At 60.2% G+C, this 19,336-nt stretch carries 19 protein-coding genes; 16 read left to right on the top strand and 3 right to left on the bottom strand.

Features of this window, described 5'->3' with window-relative positions:
• Window positions 1-166: 166 nt before the first annotated feature.
• Entirely contained in the window at window positions 167-3,322 is a 3,156-nt protein-coding gene (gene rne / locus CKW29_RS16830; RefSeq protein ID WP_095148853.1) for a ribonuclease E, read from the bottom strand.
• Between the two features lie 739 nt (window positions 3,323-4,061).
• Here rne and rluC point away from each other — a divergent pair.
• From rluC to CKW29_RS16845, 3 genes are read left to right on the top strand one after another with little or no spacing between them, the layout of a single operon-like run.
• Entirely contained in the window at window positions 4,062-5,018 is a 957-nt protein-coding gene (gene rluC, locus CKW29_RS16835) for a 23S rRNA pseudouridine(955/2504/2580) synthase RluC (RefSeq protein ID WP_095148854.1), read from the top strand.
• Complete coding sequence (locus CKW29_RS16840) at window positions 5,008-5,670, top strand: HAD-IA family hydrolase (protein ID WP_095148855.1); 663 nt, start codon at window positions 5,008-5,010, stop codon at window positions 5,668-5,670. The genes rluC and CKW29_RS16840 overlap by 11 nt, the downstream gene beginning before the upstream one ends.
• A 21-nt stretch (window positions 5,671-5,691) precedes the next feature.
• On the top strand, window positions 5,692-6,681 hold the full coding sequence (locus CKW29_RS16845; RefSeq protein WP_095148856.1) for a S49 family peptidase: 990 nt from the start codon (window positions 5,692-5,694) through the stop codon (window positions 6,679-6,681).
• Window positions 6,682-6,735: 54 nt separating this feature from the next.
• On the opposite strand, the gene CKW29_RS16850 is transcribed toward CKW29_RS16845, so the two are convergent.
• Window positions 6,736-7,314, bottom strand: a complete 579-nt coding sequence (locus CKW29_RS16850; RefSeq protein ID WP_095143739.1) for a nucleoside triphosphate pyrophosphatase — start codon at window positions 7,312-7,314, stop codon at window positions 6,736-6,738.
• 105 nt (window positions 7,315-7,419) lie between these two features.
• Between CKW29_RS16850 and CKW29_RS16855 the strand changes: the two genes are divergently transcribed.
• The 12 genes from CKW29_RS16855 (at window position 7,420) to CKW29_RS16910 (ending at window position 17,239) form a co-directional block, all read left to right on the top strand.
• Entirely contained in the window at window positions 7,420-7,947 is a 528-nt protein-coding gene (locus CKW29_RS16855; protein ID WP_008152342.1) for a YceD family protein, read from the top strand.
• A 13-nt stretch (window positions 7,948-7,960) separates the two neighbouring features.
• The gene (gene rpmF / locus CKW29_RS16860) at window positions 7,961-8,143 is read left to right on the top strand and encodes a 50S ribosomal protein L32 (protein WP_003179396.1); all 183 of its coding nucleotides are present in this window, start codon (window positions 7,961-7,963) and stop codon (window positions 8,141-8,143) included.
• Between the two features lie 3 nt (window positions 8,144-8,146).
• The gene (plsX, locus tag CKW29_RS16865) at window positions 8,147-9,157 is read left to right on the top strand and encodes a phosphate acyltransferase PlsX (RefSeq protein WP_095148857.1); all 1,011 of its coding nucleotides are present in this window, start codon (window positions 8,147-8,149) and stop codon (window positions 9,155-9,157) included.
• 125 nt (window positions 9,158-9,282) lie between these two features.
• Window positions 9,283-10,221 carry an ACP S-malonyltransferase gene (gene fabD / locus CKW29_RS16870; RefSeq protein WP_095143737.1) on the top strand — a complete coding sequence of 313 codons (939 nt, stop codon included), beginning with the start codon at window positions 9,283-9,285 and terminating at the stop codon, window positions 10,219-10,221.
• A 16-nt stretch (window positions 10,222-10,237) separates the two neighbouring features.
• Entirely contained in the window at window positions 10,238-10,981 is a 744-nt protein-coding gene (fabG, locus tag CKW29_RS16875; RefSeq protein WP_007942004.1) for a 3-oxoacyl-ACP reductase FabG, read from the top strand.
• A gap of 192 nt (window positions 10,982-11,173) precedes the next feature.
• Window positions 11,174-11,410 carry an acyl carrier protein gene (gene acpP / locus CKW29_RS16880; RefSeq protein WP_003175607.1) on the top strand — a complete coding sequence of 79 codons (237 nt, stop codon included), beginning with the start codon at window positions 11,174-11,176 and terminating at the stop codon, window positions 11,408-11,410.
• 109 nt (window positions 11,411-11,519) lie between these two features.
• Complete coding sequence (gene fabF / locus CKW29_RS16885; protein ID WP_095143736.1) at window positions 11,520-12,764, top strand: beta-ketoacyl-ACP synthase II; 1,245 nt, start codon at window positions 11,520-11,522, stop codon at window positions 12,762-12,764.
• A complete protein-coding gene (gene pabC / locus CKW29_RS16890) occupies window positions 12,764-13,579 on the top strand; it encodes an aminodeoxychorismate lyase (protein WP_095143735.1) in 816 nt (271 codons plus the stop codon). Before fabF ends, pabC begins: the two co-directional genes overlap by 1 nt.
• Before the next feature lie 3 nt (window positions 13,580-13,582).
• On the top strand, window positions 13,583-14,731 hold the full coding sequence (gene mltG, locus CKW29_RS16895; protein ID WP_095143734.1) for an endolytic transglycosylase MltG: 1,149 nt from the start codon (window positions 13,583-13,585) through the stop codon (window positions 14,729-14,731).
• Window positions 14,732-14,750: 19 nt separating this feature from the next.
• Complete coding sequence (gene tmk, locus CKW29_RS16900) at window positions 14,751-15,383, top strand: dTMP kinase (RefSeq protein ID WP_095143733.1); 633 nt, start codon at window positions 14,751-14,753, stop codon at window positions 15,381-15,383.
• Window positions 15,376-16,362, top strand: a complete 987-nt coding sequence (locus CKW29_RS16905; protein ID WP_095148858.1) for a DNA polymerase III subunit delta' — start codon at window positions 15,376-15,378, stop codon at window positions 16,360-16,362. The genes tmk and CKW29_RS16905 overlap by 8 nt, the downstream gene beginning before the upstream one ends.
• Window positions 16,363-16,447: 85 nt before the next feature.
• Entirely contained in the window at window positions 16,448-17,239 is a 792-nt protein-coding gene (locus CKW29_RS16910; protein ID WP_095143731.1) for a TatD family hydrolase, read from the top strand.
• A 238-nt stretch (window positions 17,240-17,477) separates the two neighbouring features.
• Here CKW29_RS16910 and CKW29_RS16915 read toward each other — a convergent pair whose 3' ends face one another.
• Entirely contained in the window at window positions 17,478-18,611 is a 1,134-nt protein-coding gene (locus CKW29_RS16915; protein ID WP_095143730.1) for an aminotransferase class V-fold PLP-dependent enzyme, read from the bottom strand.
• Between the two features lie 80 nt (window positions 18,612-18,691).
• On the opposite strand from CKW29_RS16915, the gene CKW29_RS16920 reads away from it, so the two are divergent.
• Window positions 18,692-19,330 (top strand): TetR/AcrR family transcriptional regulator, encoded by a 639-nt coding sequence (locus CKW29_RS16920; protein WP_095078828.1) that lies wholly within the window; start codon window positions 18,692-18,694, stop codon window positions 19,328-19,330.
• Window positions 19,331-19,336 lie beyond the last annotated feature (6 nt).

Here is a 19,336-nt window from a genome sequence, read left to right on the forward strand (position 1 = left end):
TTTGCCGATGTCGATACCGAGAAGCGTCATCGTATTCATGAGAGATCCTCCGTCCGAAAACGAGAAAAGCCCTGCAAGCGTAAACCTGCAGGGCTTCTCGGTCAGGCTGACCATCTCATTAGCCCCGCCTGGGTTACCAGGCGGGGCTTTTCAGTGGCGGACGGAATCAGGCGAGTGGTTTAGGCTCGTGCTCTTTTTCCTGGGCCTCGGGTTGTTGCTCTGCCGCTTCTTCGACGGAACGCAGGTTTTCGTCGATGGTCGAGGCAGCCGGAGCAGGCGCTGCTTCCACCACTTCAGCCACGACGGCCGGTGCAGCAGCGGCTGCCAGTTCGGCTTCCTTCTGCAGGCGCTCGGCTTCACGCTTGCGACGACGCACTTCACGTGGGTCGTTCGGCGCACGACCATTTTCGGTCAGGGCGCTGACAGGGGCAGTTTCGACAGCCGGTGCGGCCACTTCGGCAACCACTGGTGCCTCTACTGGCGCAGGTTCGGCAGCAACGGCCACTGGCTCGGCAACCACTTCAGCAACCGGTGCCGGCGCTTCGACGGCAACAGGCTCGGCAACCCAGTTGAATGCGGTTTGCTCTTCGCGAACTTCCGGTGCCTGTTCAGCGACTGGCGCTTCAACGGCGGTAGGAGCTTCAACCGCAGGCTCTGCAATCGCGACGGGGGCTTCAGCCGCAGCTTGCACTTCAGGCTGGGCTTCAACCACTGGAGCAACTTCTACAGCAGGAGCGGCTGGCGCTTCGACTGGAGTGGTGGCTTCCACGACTGGCGCTTCAGCCTGGGCCGTTTCTTCCTGGGTGGGTGCTTCAGTCGCGGCGGCAGTCGCACGTTCAGCCTGTTGGTGAGCCTGGGCTTCAGCAGGCGCGCTGATTACAGTGCTGGCAACGGCGGCGGTCACGGCCAGGCCGGCAGCCAGTTCAGTGCCCGTTGGCTCTTCGCTGCCTTCGGTCTCTTCCGAGCCTTCGATCACGTTGCCGTTGGCATCACGCTGACGCTCGCGACGGTTGCTGCGACGACGCTGACCGCGGGAGCGGCGGCGTGGACGATCGCCTTCGGCGTTTTCCTGGCCATCTTCCTGCAGTTGCTCTTCGTTGGTCGGCAGCTCTTCTTCGGCAGCAGCGGCGACAGCCTGTTCAGCACGTGGTTGACGCTCTTCACGCGGTGGGCGTGGCGCGCGTTCTTCGCGTGGCGGACGAGCCGGACGCTCTTCAGCGACGGCAGCAGCGGCTGGCGCGGCTGGCACGGCATCCAGCGGTTCGCGCAGTTCACGCACCGGGCGCTCTTCGCGCTCGCCACGTGGCTTGCGGTCTTCGCGCGGAGCGCGTGGTGCACGCTCTTCACGAGGTGGGCGAGGTGCGCGTTCTTCGCGAGCGACCACCGGGGTCTCTTCGCGGGCTTCGCGTGGCTGGCGTTCTTCGCGTGGCTCACGTGGTGCGCGCTCTTCGCGCGGTGCACGTTCTTCACGTGGCTTGCGCTCTTCATCGCGGCGGCCGTTACGGCTGCGGCTCTGCTGGCGACCGGTGCGACGTTCTTCGTTGCGTGCCGGACGCTCGGCAGCAGGCTTTTCAACCACAACCGGAGCCGCTGGCTCTTCCTTGGTGGCGAACAGGCTGACCAGCGACTTCACCAGGCCTTTGAACAGGCTTGGTTCAGGGACGGCAACCGGCGTAGGGGCTGGGGCCGGAGCAGCTACTTCGGTTGGAACCGGAGCATTGGCGCGGGCCGGAGCAGTTTTCACTGCCGCTTCCTGGCGAACCAGGGTGCGGGTTGCAGCGGCCGGCTGGACGTCTTCGACTTCGGCGGCGGCAGCGGCGATTTCATAGCTCGACTGGCCGGTAGCGGCTTCCGGGCTGTCATCGCGCAGGCGCTGAACTTCGAAGTGCGGCGTTTCGAGGTGATCGTTCGGCAGAATGACGATGCGGGCACGGGTGCGCAGTTCGATCTTGGTGATCGAGTTGCGTTTTTCGTTGAGCAGGAACGCAGCCACCGGGATCGGCACCTGGGCGCGAACTTCGGCGGTGCGGTCTTTCAGGGCTTCTTCTTCGATCAGGCGCAGGATCGCCAGCGACAGCGATTCGACGTCACGGATGATGCCGGTGCCGCTGCAGCGCGGGCAGACGATGCCGCTGCTTTCACCCAGGGATGGACGCAGGCGCTGACGGGACATTTCCAGCAGGCCGAAGCGCGAGATGCGACCGATCTGCACGCGTGCGCGGTCGGCTTCCAGGCATTCGCGGACTTTTTCTTCCACGGCGCGCTGGTTCTTGGCAGGGGTCATGTCGATGAAGTCGATGACGATCAGGCCGCCGATGTCGCGCAGGCGCAACTGACGGGCGATTTCTTCGGCGGCTTCAAGGTTGGTCTGCAGGGCGGTTTCTTCGATATCGCTGCCTTTGGTGGCGCGCGCCGAGTTGATGTCGATGGACACCAGGGCTTCGGTCGGATCGATAACGATGGAGCCGCCCGAAGGCAGTTCAACGACGCGCTGGAAGGCGGTCTCGATCTGGCTTTCGATCTGGAAGCGGTTGAATAGCGGAACGCTGTCTTCGTACAGCTTGATCTTGCTGGCGTACTGCGGCATCACCTGGCGGATGAAGGTCAGGGCTTCGTCCTGGGCCTCAACGCTGTCGATCAGCACTTCGCCGATGTCCTGGCGCAGGTAGTCGCGGATCGCGCGGATGATCACGTTGCTTTCCTGATAGATCAGGAACGGCGCGGAACGATCCAGGGACGCTTCCTTGATGGCGGTCCACAGTTGCAGCAGGTAATCGAGGTCCCACTGCATTTCTTCGCTGCTGCGGCCAAGGCCGGCAGTGCGCACGATCAGGCCCATGTCGGCCGGGGCAACCAGGCCGTTCAGGGCTTCGCGCAGTTCATTGCGTTCTTCACCCTCGATGCGACGGGAGATACCGCCAGCACGCGGGTTGTTCGGCATCAGTACCAGGTAGCGACCGGCCAGGCTGATGAAGGTGGTCAGGGCGGCGCCCTTGTTGCCACGTTCTTCTTTTTCCACCTGAACGATGACTTCCTGGCCTTCGCTCAGGACGTCCTTGATGTTGACGCGGCCTTCAGGGGTCTTCTTGAAGTATTCGCGGGAGATTTCTTTGAGGGGCAGGAAGCCGTGGCGCTCAGAGCCGAAATCGACAAAGGCAGCCTCAAGGCTTGGTTCGATGCGAGTAATCCGGCCTTTATAGATGTTGGCCTTCTTCTGCTCGCGTGCACCGGATTCGATGTCCAGGTCGTAGAGGCGCTGGCCATCTACCAGTGCAACACGCAACTCTTCGGGTTGAGTTGCGTTAATCAGCATTCTTTTCATGTAGTACCGTCGGTTTCCGGGCTGCCGGAAACGGCGTTCGGCACACACGACTTCTCACGGTCGGTGTCAGGTGCGTCGGGAGTGGTTGGCCATTCCCGTGTCCAGCGATGTCCGGCCAATGTGGGCCTTCGTCGCGACGTACGCGTCCTGCTTGCTGTGGCTACTTAAGCACTCAGTCAGGAGGAGGAATCAACCGGCGACTGTGGACGAGATGAAGCGTCTAAATATAAGCCTAGTGCTACACGGTCCGACGGTTGTGCATCTCCACCCTACACGTATCCCTGATAATTCGGGTGCTGCCGCGCGCAGAATCCGCAGCGGGTTGGCATTTACCGTGTTCTCCAAAGGGGAGTCCACGCTCATGGCTACTCAAGACCGGGTGAGGGCGTGTTCGCCAGCTCCCGGCTGTAACAGGCGTTGTTTCCGAAGCATTCGCTCAAGGTCTGATTCGAGACTGACTGCACTTTGTGAACTGGCCGTAAATATCGGCGCAACTGACGAATGGTACCGTCTGGTTGCGCTCGCTTCAGGCCTCATGTCACCTGCGCTTGTTACAATCACGAACCTTCCGATCGATGCGAAAGCCCCGTAGGACGGCCTCGCGTCCTGATGAATTGCGTTGGTCAGGGCCGGCAACTTGCCGTTTGTCCTCTGTCCAGGCCGCTTTTGGCGGCGTTCGCGACTATAGCAGCAATGATTAAGTGCTTCAATTCCATAAAAAATTGTTATCATTCCCGCCATGACGACTACAGCCCCCTCGACCCCAGCCGTACAACTGCTTGAGGTCTCGCCGGAATATGCCGGCCAACGTATTGATAACTTCCTTCTTGCTCGGCTCAAAGGCGTGCCCAAGACCTTGATTTACCGCATTTTGCGTAAAGGCGAAGTGCGAGTGAACAAGGGGCGGATCAAGCCCGAGTACAAGCTGCAGGCGGGCGACATTGTGCGCGTTCCGCCGGTTCGCGTGCCTGAGCGCGACGAGCCGGTGCCGCTGGCGCAAGGTCTGTTACAGCGCCTGGAAGCCTCGATTGTCTTCGAAGACAAGGCGCTGATCGTGATCAACAAGCCTTGCGGTATCGCTGTGCACGGTGGCAGCGGCCTGAGTTTCGGAGTGATTGAAGCCTTTCGTCAGTTGCGCCCGGATGCCAAGGAGCTGGAACTGGTCCACCGGTTGGACCGCGACACCTCCGGGCTGCTGATGATTGCCAAGAAGCGCAGCATGTTGCGCCATCTGCATACCGCCTTGCGCGGTGACGGCGTGGACAAGCGCTACATGGCGCTGGTGCGTGGCAATTGGGCGTCCTCCATCAAGAGTGTTCGTGCGCCGTTGCAAAAGAGCAACCTGCGCTCCGGCGAGCGCATGGTGGAAGTGGATGAGGAGGGCAAGGAAGCGCTGACCTTGTTCAAGGTACTGCGTCGCTTCGGTGATTTCGCCACCCTGGTCGAGGCCAAGCCGGTTACCGGGCGTACCCATCAGATTCGCGTCCATACCCTGCACGCTGGCCACTCGATCGCCGGAGACAGCAAGTACGGCGACGAGGATTTTTCCAAGGAGATTCGCGACCTGGGCGGCAGGCGCCTGTTTCTCCATGCCTACATGCTGACCGTGCCGTTGCCCGATGGTGGCGAGCTCAAGCTGCAGGCGCCTGTGGATGAGATGTGGGCCAAGACCGTGGAGCGCCTGAGTGCACCCTGACTACTCGCTGCTGATCTTTGACTGGGACGGCACGCTGGCCGACTCCATCGGGCGGATTGTCGAGGCGATGCATGTCGCCTCCGAGCGGTCGGGTTTTGCATTGTGTGATGACCTGGCGGTCAAGGGAATTATCGGTCTGGGTTTGCCGGAGGCGATTCGCACCTTGTATCCAGAGATCGGCGATGCCGAACTGGTGGCCTTTCGTCGGCACTATGCCGATCACTACGTCGCCCTGGAGTCCGAGCCTTCACCGTTGTTTGAAGGTGTCGCCGAGTCGCTTGAAGCGTTTCGGGCCGAGGGCTATCAATTGGCGGTCGCCACCGGCAAGGCGCGGCGCGGACTCGATCGAGTGCTCAAGTCCCATGGCTGGGAGGCGTATTTCGATATCACCCGCGCCGCCGACGAGACGGCCAGCAAGCCGCACCCATTGATGCTTGAGCAGATTCTGGCGCATTGTGGTGTTGGTGCCGGGCGGGCGTTGATGGTCGGGGATTCGTCATTCGACCTGCAGATGGCGCGTAATGCTGGCATGGCGTCCGTGGCGGTCAGTTATGGGGCTCAATCCATCGAGGCGTTGCGCGCGTTCGAGCCGCGACTGGCCATAGATCATTTTTCGCAATTGCGCGCCTGGCTGGGTCAGCGGGCCAATTAAGTTTGTGTTGGGGTGGATGCAATGACTGACGAATGGAAAGCGCCCGACAAGGCCAAGTCTGAAGGCGGCGAAGACAAGAGCTGGAAGTTGCTGGAGAAGACCCTGCTTGCGGGTGTGCAGGAGCAGCGTCGTTCGCGGCGCTGGGGGGTTTTCTTCAAGTTGTTGACCTTTGTTTATCTGTTTGTCGCGCTGATTCTGTTCACGCCGCTGATGGATATGGAGAAGTCCGCGGCGCGTGGTCCGGGCTATACCGCGTTGATCGATATTGCTGGCGTGATAGCCGACAAGGAACCGGCCAGCGCTGACAACATCGTCAGCAGTCTGCGGGCGGCGTTCGAGGACACGAAGGTCAAGGGTGTTGTGTTGCGCATCAACAGCCCGGGCGGCAGTCCGGTGCAGTCGGGTTACGTGTATGACGAGATTCACCGCCTGCGTGGCTTGCACCCGGATACCAAGGTGTATGCGGTGATTTCCGATATTGGTGCCTCGGGCGCTTATTACATTGCCAGTGCTGCGGATGCGATTTATGCCGACAAGGCCAGTCTGGTGGGTTCCATTGGAGTGACGGCGGCTGGTTATGGGTTTGTCGGTACCATGGAGAAGCTGGGTGTCGAGCGTCGCACCTACAATTCGGGTGAGCACAAATCGTTCCTTGATCCGTTCCAGCCGCAAAAAGCTGAAGAGACTAAATTCTGGCAGGGCGTGCTGGATACGACGCACCAGCAGTTCATTGCCAGCGTGAAAAAAGGGCGTGGTGATCGCCTGAAGGACAAGGAGCATCCGGAGCTGTTTTCCGGCTTGGTCTGGTCGGGCGAGCAGGCGTTGCCGCTGGGGCTGATCGATGGCCTGGGCAGTGCCAGTTCGGTGGCGCGGGACGTGATTGGCGAAAAAGAACTGGTCGACTTCACCATCGAGGAGTCGCCGTTTGATCGCTTCTCGAAAAAGCTGGGGGCGAGCGTGGCTGCGCAACTGGCCATGTGGATGGGCTTTCAAGGTCCTGCATTGCGCTGATCGCTGTTTTGTAAAGGAAACCGGCCTCGATGGCCGGTTTTTTTTGCATTGGTCTCAGGGGATTTGCACGCCCTCTGCCAGCAGCATGTCCACCAGGCGTATCAGTGGCAAACCCACCAGGCTGGTGGCGTCCGGGCCCTCGGTGCTTTGAAACAGGCTGACGCCCAGTCCTTCGGCCTTGAAGCTGCCTGCGCAGTCATAGGGCTGCTCGGCGTGCAGGTAGTGCTCGATGCGCTGCGGGTTGAGGGTGCGCATGTGTACGGTGAAGGGGATGCAGTCGAGCTGGCACAGGCCTGTCTGGCTGTTGAAGAGGGCCAGGCCGGTGAGGAAGGTCACGCTGGTGCCGCTGGCGGCCAGTAGCTGCTCGCGGGCCTTCTCGAAGGTGTGGGGCTTGCCGATGATGCGTCCATCCAGTACGGCGACCTGGTCCGAGCCGATAATCAGGTGTGCGGGGTGGCTGTCGGCCAGCGCTCGGGCTTTTTCCTCGGCCAGGCGTTTTACCAGTTCGATGGCGGGCTCGCCAGGCTGGTGGCTTTCGTCGATATCCGGCGACTGGCAGGTGAATGGCAGCTGCAGGCGAGCCAGTAATTCACGGCGATAAACCGAGCTTGAAGCGAGTAATAAAGGCAGCATGCGGCTCTCCAGAAGTCAGCCGATAATTCTAGCGGGGCTTCCAAGTGACGGACAGGGCTGAATTTCCTTTGACATGGGCGGGGGCATCCCTATAATGCTGCGCCTATGTTGAATGACCCGATTCCACCTCACGTTGACCCGCGCAAATTGGCTGATCGTGGCACCACCCTCCAGGGTGAAATGCTGCTAGCCGATTTGGAGAGACTCTGCGACCCGCTTTCCGACACTGTCGGTACGGTGCAGGCTAAATTCGTTTTTGAACGAGATGAACGTAAATCTGTGGTGATCCACAGCTTTATCGACACCGAGGTCAAAATGGTTTGCCAGCGTTGTCTTGAGCTGGTCACCCTGCCGATTCACAGCGAATGCAGTTATGCTGTGGTAAAGGAGGGTGCGAATACCCAGTCGTTGCCGAAAGGTTATGACGTGCTGGAACTGGGCGAAGATCCTTTGGATCTGCAGTCACTGATCGAGGAGGAGCTTTTGCTCGCCTTGCCCATTGTGCCTGCTCATCATCCGGAAGAATGCCAGCAGCCGGCGGGTCTCGATGAGCCCGAACCGAGCGAGGACGAGGTAACGCGGTCCAACCCGTTCAGTGTATTGGCGCAGTTAAAGCGTGACCCAAACGTTTAGGAGTTAATCAATTATGGCTGTTCAGCAGAACAAAAAATCCCGCTCCGCCCGTGACATGCGTCGTTCGCACGATGCTCTCGAGGCAAGCACCCTGTCCGTAGAAAAGACCACTGGTGAAGTTCACCTGCGTCACCACGTATCGCCAGAAGGCGTATACCGTGGCCGTAAAGTGATCGACAAGGGCGCTGACGAGTAATCCTTGTCCGCTCAAGTTATCGCGATTGACGCAATGGGCGGGGACTTCGGTCCCCGCAGCATTGTTCAGGCCAGCCTTGCTTGTCTGTCTGCTACGCCCTCGCTGCACCTGACCCTTGTCGGTCAACCCTCCCTCCTTGAAGAATTGATCGCCAGCCAGTCGGCTGTGGATCGCGCACGCCTGACGATTGTGCCGGCCCTTGACGTCATCGGCATGGATGAAAAACCTTCCCAGGCCCTGCGTGGCAAGCCGGACTCCTCGATGCGCGTGGCCCTCGAGCTGTTGCGTGATGGCAAGGTCCAGGCGTGTGTCAGTGCCGGCAATACCGGTGCGCTAATGGCGCTGTCACGTTATGTGCTCAAGACGTTGCCGGGTATTGATCGTCCGGCCATGATCGCGGCGATTCCGACCCAGCGTGGTTATTGCCAGTTGCTCGACCTGGGCGCCAACGTCGATTGCAGTGCCGAGCACCTGCTCCAGTTCGCCGTGATGGGGTCGGTAGCGGCGCAGACTCTGGGTATCGCTCGCCCGAAGGTGGCGTTGCTCAACATCGGTACCGAAGACATCAAGGGCAATCAACAGGTCAAGCTCGCCGCTACGCTGCTGCAAAACGCCCGGGGCCTGAACTACATCGGATTCATCGAAGGCGATGGCTTGTATCGTGGCGAGGCGGATGTGGTGGTGTGTGACGGCTTTGTCGGCAACATCCTGCTCAAGTCCAGCGAAGGTCTGGCGACCATGATTGCCGGGCGCATCGAGGCGCTGTTCAGGAAAAACCTGGCCTCCAGAGTGGTCGGTGCCTTGGCGTTGCCGCTGATGAAACGCTTGCGGGCCGAGCTCGCGCCGGCCACGCACAATGGTGCGAGCTTCCTTGGTTTGCAGGGGATTGTCGTCAAGAGTCACGGCTCGGCGGGTGTGCAGGGGTTCCAGAGTGCCATCCAGCGCGCCTTGATCGAGATTCAGGAAAACCTGCCTGAGCGCCTTCACGGTCGTCTCGAGGATTTGTTGCCTTAGGCATTTTCGTCGGACAATGCTTAAATGTGACCGCTCGGTTCAATTGGCCATCCAACTGTCAGTTTCTTGCGTCCCTCAAATGGGGCGTCAACTCTCCGACGACAAGATCATTAGGGGCTTGTTACATGTCTGCTTCCCTCGCATTCGTCTTTCCAGGACAGGGTTCGCAGTCCCTCGGCATGCTGGCCGAGTTGGGCGCGCAACATCCATTGATCCTCGAAACCTTCAAAGAAGCTTCCGATGCTCTGGGTTACGACCTGTGGGCACTGACCCAGCAGGGGCCGGAAGAGCAGCTCAATCAAACCGACAAGACCCAGCCGGCCATTCTGACCGCTTCGATCGCCCTGTGGCGCCTGTGGCTGGCTGAAGGCGGTGCACGTCCGGCCTACGTTGCCGGTCACAGCCTGGGCGAGTACAGCGCGCTGGTTGCCGCTGGCAGCCTGAGCCTGGGGGCCGCCGTCAAGCTGGTAGAGCGTCGCGGCCAGTTGATGCAGGAGGCCGTACCGGCCGGGCAGGGCGGCATGGCCGCCATTCTCGGCCTGGATGATGCCGACGTGCTGGCAGCCTGTGCTGAAGCGGCGCAAGGCGAGGTGGTCAGTGCGGTCAACTTCAACTCGCCGGGCCAGGTGGTGATCGCCGGTGCCAAGGCGGCTGTCGAGCGCGCCATCGAAGGCTGCAAGGCGCGTGGCGCCAAGCGTGCGATGCCGTTGCCGGTCAGCGTGCCGTCGCACTGCGAACTGATGCGTCCGGCTGCCGAGCGATTCGCCGAGTCCATTGCCGCGATCGACTGGCAGGCTCCGCAGATTCCTGTGGTGCAAAACGTCAGTGCTGCGGTGCCAACTGACCTGGAAACCCTCAAGCGCGACCTGCTCGAGCAACTCTACAAGCCGGTTCGCTGGGTCGAGTCCGTCCAGACACTGGCTGCTAAGGGTGCGACCCAACTGGTCGAGTGCGGTCCGGGTAAAGTCCTGGCTGGCCTGAACAAGCGTTGCGCCGAAGGCGTGTCGACCTCTAACCTCAATACCCCAGATGCCTTCGCTGCCGCCCGTGCAGCGCTGGCCTGAATTAGGAGAAGCTTGCATGAGTCTGCAAGGTAAAGTTGCACTGGTGACCGGTGCCAGCCGCGGTATTGGCCAGGCCATCGCCCTGGAGCTGGGTCGTCAGGGTGCTATCGTGGTTGGTACCGCGACTTCCGCTTCCGGTGCCGAGCGCATCGCGGCAACCCTGAAGGAAAACGGCATTCAAGGCACCGGCCTTGAGCTCAATGTCACCAGCGACGAGTCCGTGGCGGCCGTGCTGGCGAGCATTCAGGAGCAGTTCGGTGCGCCGGCGATTCTGGTCAATAACGCCGGCATCACCCGCGATAACCTGATGATGCGCATGAAAGATGACGAATGGCATGATGTTGTCGATACCAACCTGAACAGTCTGTTTCGCCTGTCCAAGGGTGTTTTGCGCGGCATGACCAAGGCGCGTTGGGGCCGAATTATCAGTATTGGTTCGGTTGTGGGTGCCATGGGCAACGCAGGCCAAGTAAACTATGCAGCCGCCAAGGCGGGTCTGGAAGGTTTCAGCCGCGCGTTGGCGCGTGAAGTGGGCTCGCGCTCGATCACGGTCAACTCGGTGGCTCCGGGGTTCATCGATACCGATATGACCCGTGAGCTGCCTGAAGCGCAGCGTGAAGCCCTGCAGACGCAAATTCCGCTGGGCCGACTGGGGCAAGCTCAAGAGATCGCGTCCGTGGTCGCTTTTCTTGCGTCGGACGGTGCGGCTTACGTTACTGGGGCTACAATCCCGGTGAACGGCGGGATGTACATGAGTTAAATGTGACGGATTGCTTCAAAAAAATGTCATACGAGCTGTCTAAAATCCGTTATAAAGCTGCACTTTATTTATAGGCAGCGGGTCATCAGGGTTTGAGGAGTGAAGCTTTCAGTTGAAAAACCGAAAAGCCTTTCTATACACTTACCCACTGGCCAGCTGCCTGAATTTGTCCATTAGGAGTGAAAACAAGGTATGAGCACCATCGAAGAGCGCGTCAAGAAAATCGTTGCTGAGCAACTGGGCGTTAAAGAAGAAGAAGTTGTGAACACTGCTTCCTTCGTAGAAGACCTGGGTGCCGACTCCCTTGACACCGTTGAGCTGGTGATGGCTCTGGAAGAGGAATTCGAGACCGAAATCCCTGACGAAGAAGCTGAGAAGATCACTACTGTACAAGCTGCCATCGACTACGTTACTAGCCATCAGGCGTAATAGTTTGTAATCGTTGTTCGCTGTCATGGAAAAACCGCACTGCCATCATGGCGTGCGGTTTTTTCTTTAGGTCCGATGCAAAGTCGTCATTTGAAAAAAGGAGAGTGCTGTGTCGCGTAGACGCGTCGTAGTCACCGGTATGGGTATGTTGTCGCCACTGGGCACGGATGTGCCGAGCAGCTGGCAGGGCATTCTGGCTGGCCGCAGTGGCATTGGTCTGATCGAACACACCGACCTTTCTGCCTATTCCACCCGTTTTGGCGGCTCGGTAAAGGGCTTCAATGTCGAGGAATATCTGTCGGTCAAGGAAGCTCGCAAACTCGACCTGTTCATTCAATACGGTCTGGCGGCCGGGTTTCAGGCGGTGCGTAATGCCGGCCTGGAAGTGACCGATGCCAACCGTGATCGCATTGGCGTGGCCATGGGTTCGGGTATTGGCGGTCTGACCAATATCGAAGAAACCAGCCGCACCTTGCATGATTCGGGGCCGCGACGGATTTCTCCGTTTTTCGTGCCGGGCTCGATCATCAATATGATTTCCGGCTTCCTGTCCATCCATCTGGGGACACAGGGGCCGAACTACGCCATCTCGACAGCGTGTACCACCGGTACTCACTGCATCGGCATGGCGGCGCGCAACATTGCCTACGGCGAAGCCGATGTGATGATTGCCGGCGGTTCCGAAATGGCGGCGTGCGGCCTGGGCATGGGCGGCTTCGGTGCCGCGCGTGCACTGTCGACCCGCAACGACGAGCCGACCCGCGCCAGTCGTCCATGGGACAAGGGCCGTGATGGCTTCGTCTTGTCCGATGGTGCCGGTGCGTTGGTGCTCGAAGAGCTTGAGCACGCCAAGGCCCGTGGTGCGACCATCTATGCCGAGCTGATCGGTTTCGGCATGAGCGGTGACGCCTATCACATGACCTCGCCGCCAGCTGACGGTGCGGGGGCTGCGCGCTGCATCACCAACGCGTTGCGCGATGCGCAGATCAACGGCGATCAGGTGCAGTACATCAACGCCCACGGTACCTCGACCTCTGCCGGCGACCTCGCCGAAGCCCAGGCGATCAAGACCGTGTTCGGCGATCACGCCTATAAGCTGGCGGTCAGTTCGACCAAGTCCATGACCGGTCACCTGCTGGGTGCGGCGGGCGCTGTCGAGGCGATCTTCAGTGTGCTGGCCATCAATGGCCAAGTGGCGCCGCCGACCATCAACCTTGATGAGCCGGGCGAAGGTTGCGATCTCGATTTCGTGCCGCACACGGCGCGTAACATGGACATCGACGTGGTGCTGTCCAACTCGTTCGGCTTTGGTGGCACCAATGGCTCCCTGGTGTTTCGCCGGTTCGTCGGTTGATGGACAGCTGGGTCGACGGTCGGCCGGGTGACTCACTGTCGCTGAAAGACCGCGGCCTGGCTTATGGTGACGGCCTGTTCGAGACCATAGCGGTCAAGGGTGGGCAGCCACTGTTACTGGATCGACACCTGCAGCGTCTGGCTGAGGGGTGTTCGCGCCTGGCAATGGCTGCGGATCACGGGTTGATCCGCAGCGAACTGCTGGCATACGCCGCCGCCCTGGGCGAGGGTGTGCTCAAGCTAATGCTCACGCGTGGTGACAGCCTGCGCGGTTATGCCGCCGACCCCGCGGCTGCGCCCCGGCGAATCCTGCAAGGCAATCCCCCGGTGGTTTACCCGCCTGCCCATGGACAGCAAGGTGTACGGTTGTTTCCTTGCGCGACGCGCCTTTCGATCCAGCCGGCCCTGGCCGGTCTCAAGCATCTCAATCGCCTTGAACAGGTCATTGCCCGTGCCGAATGGCAGGGGGGTGATTGTGCCGAGGGCTTGATGCTGGACCTTGAGGGGCGAGTCATTGAGGGGGTCTTCAGTAATCTGTTTCTGGTGCGTAATGGCGTTTTGGTCACTGCCGATTTGAGTCGCTGTGGCGTTGCCGGCGTGATGCGTGCCGAATTATTGTTTCAAGCCAAGTCTTTGGGAATCCCCACTGAAATCACCGATATCAGTCTCGAACACCTGCAACAGGCTGATGAAGTCTTCGTCTGCAACAGCGTATACGGCATTTGGCCGGTATGCGCTTGTGCTGCGCTGAGCTGGCCGGTTGGGCCGCTCACCCGTAAACTGCAAGGCATTGCCCGCGCGCTACTGGATGCTTGATTCGTGAGACGTAAACTCTTGCTGCTGCTGGAAACCGGACTGGTTCTGGCGGGGCTGCTGCTGGGCGCTTCGGCCTGGAAAATCAATTCGGCGCTGGAGCAGCCGCTCAACATTACTCAGGAAGAGTTGCTGGACGTACCTAATGGAACCACGCCGTCCGGGACGTTCAAGCGTATGGAAGCAGACGGTATCCTCGAGGATGCCTTCTGGTTGCGCCTATACTGGCGCCTCAACCTCGCTACCCAGCCTCTGCACAGCGGTGAATACCGCATGCTACCCGGTATGACTGCGCAAGGCCTGATCGGCCTTTGGCAGCGCGGCGAAGTGGTTCAGTACAGCCTGACCCTGGTGGAGGGCTGGAACTTCCGTCAGGTTCGTGCCGCGTTGGCGAAAACCGACAAGCTGGAACAGACCCTCGATGGCTTGAGCGACGGCGAGCTGATGGAGAAGCTTGGACATGCCGGCGTGTTTCCGGAGGGGCGGTTTTTTCCGGACACTTACCGCTTCGTGCGTGGCATGACCGACGCGCAGGTGCTGGCAAAAGCCTATGACCGACTGGATGAAGTCCTGGCCGCGGAGTGGGGCAAGCGTTCTCCTGATGCACCGTACACCGAACCCTATCAGGCGCTGATCATGGCCTCACTGGTGGAGAAGGAGACCGGTGTACCCCAGGAGCGCGGGCAGATTGCCGGCGTGTTCGTGCGTCGCCTGCAGTTGGGCATGCTGTTGCAAACCGACCCGACCGTGATCTACGGGATGGGTGAGCGTTACAACGGCAAGCTGACGCGGGCGTATCTCCGGGAGCCGACGCCGTACAATACCTACGTGATTTCCGGATTGCCGCCGACGCCGATTGCGATGGTCGGCCGTGAAGCGATTCATGCGGCATTGAACCCTGTTCCTGGCAGCAGTTTGTACTTCGTGGCACGGGGCGATGGCAGTCATGTGTTCTCCGATGACCTGGATGCCCACAACAATGCCGTGCGCGAGTATCAGATCAAGCGTCGCGCGGACTATCGTTCCAGTCCTGCGCCGGACAATGGCGCGGCAGCACCCGATGCGGACGCGCCTGATACTGCCCCAGAGATGGGGCTCGAAGTGCCATCAGCGCTGCCGGCACCTGATGTGCAAGCACCGCAAAGCCCGCAATGACTCTGACTAAGGACTGCCTGTGACTGGCTTGTTTATAACTCTGGAAGGCCCGGAAGGCGCTGGCAAAAGCACCAATCGCGAGTACCTGGCCGAACGCCTGCGTGCCGAGGGTATCGAGGTCGTGCTGACTCGCGAACCTGGCGGTACGCCGCTGGCCGAGCGCATTCGCGATGTCTTGCTGGCACCCGTCGACGAAGTCATGAACCCGGATACCGAGCTGTTGCTGGTGTTTGCCGCGCGTGCGCAGCACCTGGCCGAGGTGATTCGCCCGGCGCTGGCTCGCGGGGCCGTGGTGCTGTGCGATCGCTTTACCGACTCCACTTACGCCTATCAGGGTGGCGGCCGTGGGTTGTCCCTGGAGCGCATTGCTGCCCTGGAAACCTTTGTCCAGGGTGACCTGCGTCCAGACCTGACGCTGGTGTTCGACTTGCCGATTGAAATCGGTATGGCACGCGCCAGTGCCCGTGGTCGGCTGGATCGTTTCGAGCTGGAAGGCCGGGTGTTTTTCGACGCCGTGCGCAATGCGTTTCTCAAGCGTGCGGCAGCCGATCCTGCGCGTTACCTGTTGGTGGATGCTTCACAGCCATTGGCCCAGGTCCAGCGGGCGCTGGACGCGCTGATGCCGCAACTGCTGGAGCGTCATCGTGGCTGAAGCCTATCCGTGGCAAGACAGCCTCTGGCAGCAACTGGCTGGACGTGCGCAGCACGCTCATGCCTACCTGCTCCATGGTCCTACGGGTATTGGCAAGCGAGCCTTGGCCGAGCGCCTGATGGCGCGTTTGCTGTGCCAGCGGCCTGAAGGTCTGGATGCGTGCGGGCAGTGTAAGTCCTGCCTGTTGCTCAAGGCGGGCAGCCACCCGGATAACTACATCCTGGAGCCGGAAGAGGCGGACAAGGCGATCAAGGTCGACCAGGTCCGCGAGCTGGTGAGTTTCGTGGTGCAGACCGCACAGTTGGGCGGGCGCAAGGTGGTGTTGATCGAGCCGGCGGAGTCGATGAACATCAACGCGGCCAACGCCTTGCTCAAAAGCCTCGAAGAGCCTTCGGGCGATACCGTGTTGTTGTTGGTCAGTCACCAGACCAGCCGGTTGCTGCCGACGATCAAGAGTCGTTGTGTGCAGCAAGCCTGTCCGCTGCCAAGCGAGGCCATGAGCCTTGCGTGGCTGGCCACGGCCTTGCCCGGCTGTAGCGAAGACGAGCGCGTCGAACTGCTGACCCTGGCGGCGGGTTCGCCCCTGGCGGCGGTCACCTTGCAGGCCCAGGGTGTGCGCGAGCAGCGTGCGCTGGTGGTCGACGGTGTCAAGAAGTTGCTCAAGCAGCAGCAGTCGCCCACGCAGCTGGCTGAAGGCTGGAATGCGATCCCGCTGTTACTGCTGTTCGACTGGTTCTGTGATTGGTCGAACCTGATTCTGCGTTATCAATTGACCCAGGACGAGGCCGGACTTGGCCTGGCGGACATGCGCAAGGTGGTGCAGTACCTGGCGCAGAAGTCCTCGAAGGACAAGGTCCTGACTATTCAGGACTGGATCCTTGCCCAGCGACAGAAAGTGCTGAGCAAGGCTAATCTCAATCGTGTGCTGCTGCTTGAAGCCTTGCTGGTGCAGTGGACAGGTTTGCCTGGTCAGCGATGATCGGGGCACCTGCATGAATGAACACCGTCCGGTCGCCATACCCAGGTCGACCGTCCCCTCTCACAGGATGTAGTTTCAGCCTTTTATGCTCGTAGATTCCCATTGTCATCTCGACCGTCTCGATCTCGCCGCACATGACGGCTCCCTGGATGCCGCACTTGAAGCGGCACGCCAGCGTGGGGTCGGGCATTTCCTGTGCATCGGCGTCAGTGTCGATAACGCCGCCGACGTTAAGGCGCTCGCTGAGCGCTATGACGACGTCGACTGTTCGGTGGGGGTTCATCCCCTGGATGTGCAGCCGGACGCGGCCCCCGCGCTGGACTGGCTGCTGCAGGAACTCAACCACCCGCGGGTAGTGGCCATCGGCGAAACCGGCCTGGACTACCACTACGAGCCTGAGGCGGCCCACTTGCAGCAGGCGTCCTTCCGGCTGCACCTGCACGCCGCGCAACAGACGGGCAAGCCGGTGATCGTCCACACCCGTGGCGCGCGTGCCGATACGCTGGCGTTGTTGCGTGAAGCCGCGCTGCCCCAGGCCGGCGTGCTGCATTGCTTCACTGAAGACTGGGACATGGCCAAGGCCGCGCTGGACCTGGGGTTCTACATTTCGCTGTCGGGGATCGTGACCTTTCGCAATGCCGATGCCCTGCGCGATGTGGCCAGCAAGGTGCCCGCAGACCGGCTGCTGGTCGAGACCGATTCGCCGTACCTGGCGCCGATTCCGTATCGTGGCAAGCCAAACCTGCCGCAGTACGTGCGGGAAGTGGCAGAGTTCCTGGCGATGCTGCGCGGCGAGTCTTATGAGCGTTTCGCCGAGCAGACCACCGAGAACTTCAGGCGGCTGTTTCCGTTGGCGCACGTCAGGTCGGCTGGCTAAAGGACGCTCTGGGGCGCTCAAATTGCAGGCAAAAAAAACCCGGGTTCTGGGGGGTGAATCCGGGTTAAGACCATTAGGAGTAAAACAAAGGCACGCAGTCCATTGGTACCTATATCGACACGCCACTTGGGGGAGATGACGCGTCGACATTTCAAGTATTGATCAGTATTGCGCCTCGTCCAGTTTGCCCCCTGCGTTTCTTAAACAAATTTGGAATACCGGCGCTTCGCTTGAGTTCTCACTGCCTGGCGATGGACGCAATAATGGCAATAGTTTCGTCGATCACGCGCTTTTCTGTGTAGAAGTGCGGAGAGAAACGAATGCCGGGGCCGCGTGGAATACACACCACTTGCTGGGCTTTCAGGGTCTCGTAAAGCACCTGATTATCGATGCCGTCGATACTGAACGAGAAAATCCCGCCGCGCCGGGCCGGATTCAACGGACTGTGCAGTTTCACGCCGGCAATGGTGCTGAGCCCCTCCTGTAGCCATTGCACCCGCTCGGCAATCAGGGCGGCAACCTGTTCCATGCCGACTTCTTCCAGTAATGACAGGCTGGCCTCCAGGGCCATGGCTCCGAGCATGTTCGGGCTGCCGCACTCAAAGCGTCGGGCACTTTTGGCCGGTTCCCAGGTGGTGCGATTGTAATCGCCCATGTGTTCGAGCATGTGCCAGCCGAATTCATGCAGCTTCAACTGTTCGCGCAGGTCGCTACGCACGTAGAACACCCCAAGGCCTTCTGGCCCCAGCATCCATTTGTGGCCGTCGGCCATGGCGAAGTCGCATTGATAACTCTGGACATCGAAGGGCAGGGCGCCCAGTTGCTGGATGGCGTCGATGCAGAACAGCACATCCTGCTGCTTGCAACCGGCGCCCAGGCGCTGCAGGTCCAGGCGCAGGCCGCTGGCGAACTGCACCGCGCTGACCGACATCAGGCGGGTTCGAGGACCGCAAGCAGTCAACAAGGCACCTTCTGGGTCGTCGCCCTTGAGGCTGACCTGGACCACTTCCACGCCTTGGGCGGTCAAGGCCTCCCAGACGATACGGTTGGAAGGAAATTCTTCATCGCTGATGACAATCTGGTCACCACTGGCCCAGCTCAGTCCGAAGGCGACAAAAGACAATGCCTCGGAAGTATTTTTGACCAATGCGATATCATCCGTCGACGGCGCGTTTAGCAGTCGTTTCAGGCGTTCGCGCAGGCGTTGCTCCAATGCCATCCAGTCCGGATAATCACGTGCACCCAGTAAAACGTTCTCTTGGGCGAAGCGCGACACGGCTGTTGCGGCGCGGTTTGGCCAGGGTGCGACGGCCGCATGATTCAAATAACGCAGGCCCGGAGCCTGTACAAATTCATCAAGAAACGTAGTCATGGTCGGATGATCCGTGCAATTTGGCGCAATTTAGGCATAATACGCGGCTTCGAATTTTGACCCCTACAGACCTTTTTCTTATGCATAAAGAACCTCGTAAGGTCCGTGAGTTTCGTCGCCGCGAGCAAGAAATTCTCGACACCGCGCTCAAGCTGTTCCTCGAACAAGGTGAAGACAGTGTCACCGTCGAGATGATCGCTGATGCCGTGGGTATCGGCAAAGGCACCATCTACAAGCACTTCAAGTCCAAGGCGGAGATCTATCTGCGCCTGATGCTCGACTACGAGCGTGACCTGAACGAGCTGCTGCACTCTGCCGATGTCGACAAGGATAAGGAAGCCCTGTCCCGGGCCTACTTCGAATTCCGCATGCGCGATCCGCAGCGCTACCGGTTGTTCGATCGCCTGGAAGAGAAGGTGGTCAAGGGCAACCAGGTGCCGGAGATGGTCGAGGAACTGCACAAGATTCGCGCCTCCAATTTCGATCGCCTGACCTTGTTGATCAAGGGCCGCATCAGCGAAGGCAAACTGGAAGACGTGCCGCCGTATTTCCACTTCTGCGCATCCTGGGCGCTGGTGCATGGCGCCGTGGCGCTGTATCACTCGCCGTTCTGGAGCAATGTGCTGGAAGATCAGGAAGGTTTCTTCCAGTTCCTGATGGATATCGGCGTGCGCATGGGTAACAAGCGCAAGCGCGATACCGACACGCCAGGCAGCTGATCCATT

It is taken from the genome of Pseudomonas sp. Irchel s3a18 (genome assembly GCF_900187535.1).
Classification (GTDB): Bacteria; Pseudomonadota; Gammaproteobacteria; order Pseudomonadales; family Pseudomonadaceae; genus Aquipseudomonas.

Coding starts and splice junctions, on each gene's coding strand:
- rne (WP_095148853.1), bottom strand. CDS start 3,322: ATGAAAAGAATGCTGATTAACGCAACTCAACCCGAAGAGTTGCGTGTT.
- rluC (WP_095148854.1), top strand. CDS start 4,062: ATGACGACTACAGCCCCCTCGACCCCAGCCGTACAACTGCTTGAGGTC.
- CKW29_RS16845 (WP_095148856.1), top strand. CDS start 5,692: ATGACTGACGAATGGAAAGCGCCCGACAAGGCCAAGTCTGAAGGCGGC.
- CKW29_RS16850 (WP_095143739.1), bottom strand. CDS start 7,314: ATGCTGCCTTTATTACTCGCTTCAAGCTCGGTTTATCGCCGTGAATTA.
- CKW29_RS16855 (WP_008152342.1), top strand. CDS start 7,420: ATGTTGAATGACCCGATTCCACCTCACGTTGACCCGCGCAAATTGGCT.
- rpmF (WP_003179396.1), top strand. CDS start 7,961: ATGGCTGTTCAGCAGAACAAAAAATCCCGCTCCGCCCGTGACATGCGT.
- fabD (WP_095143737.1), top strand. CDS start 9,283: ATGTCTGCTTCCCTCGCATTCGTCTTTCCAGGACAGGGTTCGCAGTCC.
- fabG (WP_007942004.1), top strand. CDS start 10,238: ATGAGTCTGCAAGGTAAAGTTGCACTGGTGACCGGTGCCAGCCGCGGT.
- acpP (WP_003175607.1), top strand. CDS start 11,174: ATGAGCACCATCGAAGAGCGCGTCAAGAAAATCGTTGCTGAGCAACTG.
- pabC (WP_095143735.1), top strand. CDS start 12,764: ATGGACAGCTGGGTCGACGGTCGGCCGGGTGACTCACTGTCGCTGAAA.
- CKW29_RS16910 (WP_095143731.1), top strand. CDS start 16,448: ATGCTCGTAGATTCCCATTGTCATCTCGACCGTCTCGATCTCGCCGCA.
- CKW29_RS16915 (WP_095143730.1), bottom strand. CDS start 18,611: ATGACTACGTTTCTTGATGAATTTGTACAGGCTCCGGGCCTGCGTTAT.
- CKW29_RS16920 (WP_095078828.1), top strand. CDS start 18,692: ATGCATAAAGAACCTCGTAAGGTCCGTGAGTTTCGTCGCCGCGAGCAA.